The following is a 4,842-nucleotide window of genomic DNA, read 5'->3' on the forward strand; positions in this document are numbered from 1 at the left end:
TGGAGATCTACGACAAGGCGGGCATGGCCATCACCGACGCTCGCGGCGCGGTGGAACTGGCCCTGCAGGAGGGTTTCCAGAAGGGTGAAGCACAGGGTTTTCAGAAGGGTGAAGCACAAGGGTATCAGAAGGGCGAAGAGCAAGGCATTCGCAAAGGCGAAGCGGCCCTGCTGCTGAAACAGTTGACCAAACGCTTCGGCCCCCTGCCCGACTCCCAGGTCGAAACCATCCTCGGCGCGGACAGCGAACTCCTGGAACGCTGGAGCGAGCGGATTTTCGAGGTTGGCACGCTGACGGAACTTCTGCAATAGGCCTTTGCGGACTGCGGCGGAGCAAACTTGCCTGGATGGCAAGTTCATGGCACCATGCGACCTCACGGAGGGGGATGGCATGAGTGTTTTCAACGATGAGCCGACGCTGGAAATCGCTGAACTTGGCTACGAGGTCTTCGCCGGGCAGGTGCGCCGCATGCTGCTAGACGTTGGCCCGCCTTTTTCGGTCACTCTCGGCGGACGTTGGGGCGCGGGCAAGACCTCCATGCTCATGGCTCTGCACGAATCCCTGAAGCCGAACAACACCTCCCTTGGCGACAACGCTCCCGAATTCGTCTGTCCCGTCTGGTTCAATCCCTGGCAGTATCAGGGGGAGAGCAACCCCATGGTGCCTCTGTTGCATGAAATCCGGCAACAGATCGGCCTCTGGCGCAGAACCTATTTCACATTGGAAAAGACCACGGAACAGATGGTGGATGTGGGTATCAAAGCCCTGGGCGCCTTCATCGATTCCGCCGGGCTGCTCGGTATGGGTCGCCGCACGGCCCACACCCTGGTTTCAGGGCTGGAAAAAGCCGCTGACCAACACCGCCGGAACAGCTTCGCCGAACCGTTGATGGCGCAGAAGTTCCAGGAAGAGTTCGAAAAGGCCATTCAGGCCGTCATCGGTGGCAAAAGCGAGGAAGCCCGGCTGGTCATCTTCATCGATGATCTCGACCGCTGCGCCGATTCGACGGTTTTTGCCCTGCTGGAAAGCATCAAGCTGTTTCTTTCCAGCAAGGCCTGCGTCTTTGTCTTCGCCCTGGACCGGGTGCATGTCGAAACCGCCGTGGCTCGCGCCGGAAACTACAGCAGCGCCGAAGCGGCTGATTATGTGGACAAACTCTTTCAGGCCCGGCTGCATCTGCCGCAACCAGACGAACGCGAATTAAGCCGCTTCATCGATTGTTTGTTGCGAAAAGGTGGCCTGGAGGGTTTTTTCAGCTCCGGAACAATCCTTCCTCTGCTGCCCCACAACCCCCGTGTTATCAAAAACTTTCTCAACAGCCTCATCGCCTTGCGTCCTCTGATGGGTCTGCAGCCCGGAGAGGACAACCAACCGGCCCTGCTGGTCCACTGGCTGCGCTGTTTCGCTCCGGATGTCTACGAGCTTCTGGCCAACGAGGGAGAAGGGGTCAAAAAGTCTCTGGTGGAATTCTGTTTGACACCCCACACGGCAAACTCTCTCTTCGCCTTTTTTCATCGTTCCCTTTCCAGCCCCCTGCTCACACAGGAAGAGAAAAAGGATCCTCTCAAGGAGGAAGAGTATCGTTTGTTGCGCACCCGCGTCTGGCGGGAAGGGGCCATTTGGAACTTCCGCAGGGCTTTTTCAGCGACCTTCGAACATCTTGGCATCACAACCTACCTGATCTAGGAGCCCGGCCATGGATGAAAAACGTCGTCTGGGCCTGCGCCAGTTGATTCAGGCCAATCTCCGCGCCATTCCCTGGATGGATAGCGCAAAAGACGGCTTCGACCGCCGCCAATGGCTGCTCAGCTACCGCAAATATCTCATCGATACCTACCAGAAGGCCGACTTCGCCGGTATTGCCGATGCCAACCAGCGCACCCCCATGGCGCTGACCTCCATCTTCGTGGAAGAGCGTTTCAGTGCAAAGGAGATCTCCCCCTCCGACCCCGATTTCAGCACGGTCATCGCCGAACCCGGCGAGGAACTGGAAGATCTGCTGCTCACCTGGAACGCGGAGCATGAACCGACGGGGGTTGCGGGTCGGCTGGTGATCATCGGGCCACCGGGTTCTGGCAAGTCCGCGCTGGTGCGGGTGCTGGCCGCCGGGTGTTCGCAAATGGCGTACAACCCCTGGAACGAGGCCTTCGGGCGTCGGCTGGTGCTGCCGCTGATCCTGCGGGATCTGAATCTGCAGGGGGTGCGCACCACGGAAGAGCTGTTGCAACGCTGGGCGGACCGGGTGCAACGGGACCGTCCGGGTCTGCCCGATCTGTTGAACGTGAAATTCTATCTGGAGACCGGCTGGGCCATTGTGGCCTTCGACGGGGTGGATGAGATCGGCATCGCAGGGAGACGGCATCTGCGGCGTTTGATCGCAATCTTCGCCGCCCGCTATCCCCAGGCGGTGATTCTGGTGACGGGGCGTCCGGCGGGATTCACCGACTGGTCCTTCTCGACCCCAAAACCCCGCTTGTGGCAGGCCATGCTGCGCCGGGAGGGACTGCCGGAGGGAACCCCCTGTCCCGATTTCACCAAACGTTTTCTGCGCCCCTTCTCCGACGAGCAGGTAGAAAGTTATCTAAAACGCTGGTTCGCCGCCCGTTTTCCCCAGGAGCCCGCCCGACAGCAGCAGAAGATCGAGCGTTTGTTGCTCACCTTGCGCACCAATCGCAGCTTCGCCCAGATTCAGCGCCGCCCCATCTATCTGGCCACCCTCACCTATGTTCACGATGTCAAGGGCGAGTTGCCCAACTCCTTCGTGGAAGCCTATCGCGCCATGGTGGAGGCCTGTCTCGACATTCTGGAGGCCGCCAAGGATCTGGACGACCATAAAAAGGGGCTGGTGGCCCACGTTTTCGACCGGCTGGAACGTCGCCGGGTTCTGGAGCGGCTGGCCCACGACCTGCACACCAAGCAGCTTGGCTCCACCCCGGCGGGGGAAGAAAGCCCCTTCAGTCTCCAGTTCACCGAGGCCGAGTTCACCGTCTGGATGGCGAAGTGGCTGGGAGAGAAGCGTAGCGGTCTCTCCTTTACCACCGACAAGATACCCGCCCTGCTGGACTTTTACCGCTTGCGAGCCGGACTGCTGGTCTTCCCGGAACAGGGATTGCTGCGTTTTTCCCACCTCTCCTTTCAGGAGTTCCTCACCGCCTCCTGGATTCTGCGCAACCGCAATCGCAAGGACAGCGATCTGTTAAAGAACCTGTTGGACCGTCTCTATCAGGAGGCATGGCACCCCGTCGGCTTGAGCCTCTTCGGGCTGCTGCATCGCAGTGAGGAGGCGGAGGTTCAGGAGGAGTTGTTGCAGGAGTGGGTCGAGGATCCCAACGTCCAGGTTGCCCGAGGCCGTTTGCGTTTTCTGCACCGGCTGTTGAGCGAGGGGGAGCAAGGGCTTTCGGAGGCGTTTCTGTTGGAGTTGTGGCAGCACTACTGGCAACTGGCCATTTCTTCATTCGACTCTGATTGGTTCGAACTCTATCTTCGCATCGCCGAGCGGTGGGAGGTTTGGCAGTCGGGCGTTCGGCAGTGGATGGCGCAACGATTGGCGCAGTTGCCGAATGATAATGTCGAGGCCACCTGCAACGAAATCACCCTGCTTGGTGCCATGCCCTTGCCCTGGTTACGGAAGCGTTGGGAAGAGGCTGAGGCGGCCACCCTGGAGAGGTGGCGTGTTTTGATATCGCACGATCCTGGGACAAGAACCTCATTGGATTTCCACGGATTTTCCAGCCAACCACGAACTCTGTTGATTGAAAGCTTGCCCCTGATTGGAAGGCTTTTTCTCATCGACTTCTTCCCATCCCCCTTTTCCATCCTGGCTCATTTTGAACATAGCAACATTGAGCAAACCCTGGTCTTTGAACAGCGAGCCATGGAGTCTCTGCTTTATTTTGGGGATCGGGCTCTGGATCTGAATCAAGCTCGTGAAGGGGATTGGGTTAAGGATTGGGCTGGGAATTTGGATAATGGTCGATTAAGGGCTCGCCTTAAAGTTCTGGATCGGAATCTTGCTCAGGATCTCGCTTGTGATCGGAGCTTGGCTAGGGATCTGGTTCAGAATAAATTTCTGACTTTTAATTGGCATAGGGCTTGGGTGCAAGTTCTGAATCAGTCTCTGCATCAGAATCTGGGGCGGGTTCCAGCTCATGATCGAAACTTCGAACACTATTTCGCCCAATGGAATATTGCTTTAGTTATGTCGAGAAGTTCCAAGACCTTTCATGCCACCCCAAATCAGGCAATCACGGCTTTCGACAAACTGATCGCTACCTGGCCTGACAAAAAAGAGATAACCGAACTCATTCAAAAAGATTGGTTCCCCTACAAACACATCCAGAAACTGGCCAAAGAGCCGAACTTCCTCCCCCAACCCCTGGAGGCACTCTCCCACAAGCTCTACCGCGTGCTGCGATATGCGCTGGAAAAAGCCGGAAAAGAGGTCTCCGACCTGCCCGAAGAACTCGGCCCCGACTCCCTGCGTCCCGGCACCCTCTACCGCGCCTGGCACGGCGAAGAGGCCGCGCAAAACTACCTCAACGCCCTGCGCGAGGCGGGCTACGACCCGGACAAGGAACCCTGGCCACCCCTGGATCAGGACGAGTGGTTGGAACAGTACAAGAAGGAGACTTCGGGATAAACCCCGGCTCCGTCCGGGCTCGGGCTTCAAAGATGGGGAGGATGAGGCCCTCCCCTGGCCCCCTCCGTCGGGTCGAGGGCTTCACGACGTTGGGAACGGGCTCGAAGTTGGGTTTTATACAAACTCGACATCGACCCGACAAAGGATTGAAGGAAAAGTCCTGAGGGGGCAGCGGAGCTCCCCCTCAGACTCCCCCAACCCTT

The 4,842-nt window shown here is 58.3% G+C and carries 3 protein-coding genes; all 3 read left to right on the forward strand.

Features of this window, described 5'->3' with window-relative positions:
• Window positions 1-311: DUF4351 domain-containing protein (locus tag HQL56_18210; GenBank protein MBF0311453.1), on the forward strand; the 311-nt coding region annotated here is incomplete at its 5' end.
• A 46-nt stretch (window positions 312-357) separates the two neighbouring features.
• The gene (locus tag HQL56_18215) at window positions 358-1,686 is read left to right on the forward strand and encodes a hypothetical protein (GenBank protein MBF0311454.1); all 1,329 of its coding nucleotides are present in this window, start codon (window positions 358-360) and stop codon (window positions 1,684-1,686) included.
• A 10-nt stretch (window positions 1,687-1,696) separates the two neighbouring features.
• Complete coding sequence (locus HQL56_18220) at window positions 1,697-4,639, forward strand: hypothetical protein (protein MBF0311455.1); 2,943 nt, start codon at window positions 1,697-1,699, stop codon at window positions 4,637-4,639.
• Window positions 4,640-4,842 lie beyond the last annotated feature (203 nt).

The organism is Magnetococcales bacterium (assembly GCA_015231925.1).
GTDB lineage: Bacteria > Pseudomonadota > Magnetococcia > Magnetococcales > JADGAQ01 > JADGAQ01.

What these genes read in the sequence shown, in the direction of transcription:
- HQL56_18215 (MBF0311454.1), top strand. Translation starts at nt 358, where the DNA reads ATGGCACCATGCGACCTCACGGAGGGGGATGGCATGAGTGTTTTCAAC.
- HQL56_18220 (MBF0311455.1), top strand. Translation starts at nt 1,697, where the DNA reads ATGGATGAAAAACGTCGTCTGGGCCTGCGCCAGTTGATTCAGGCCAAT.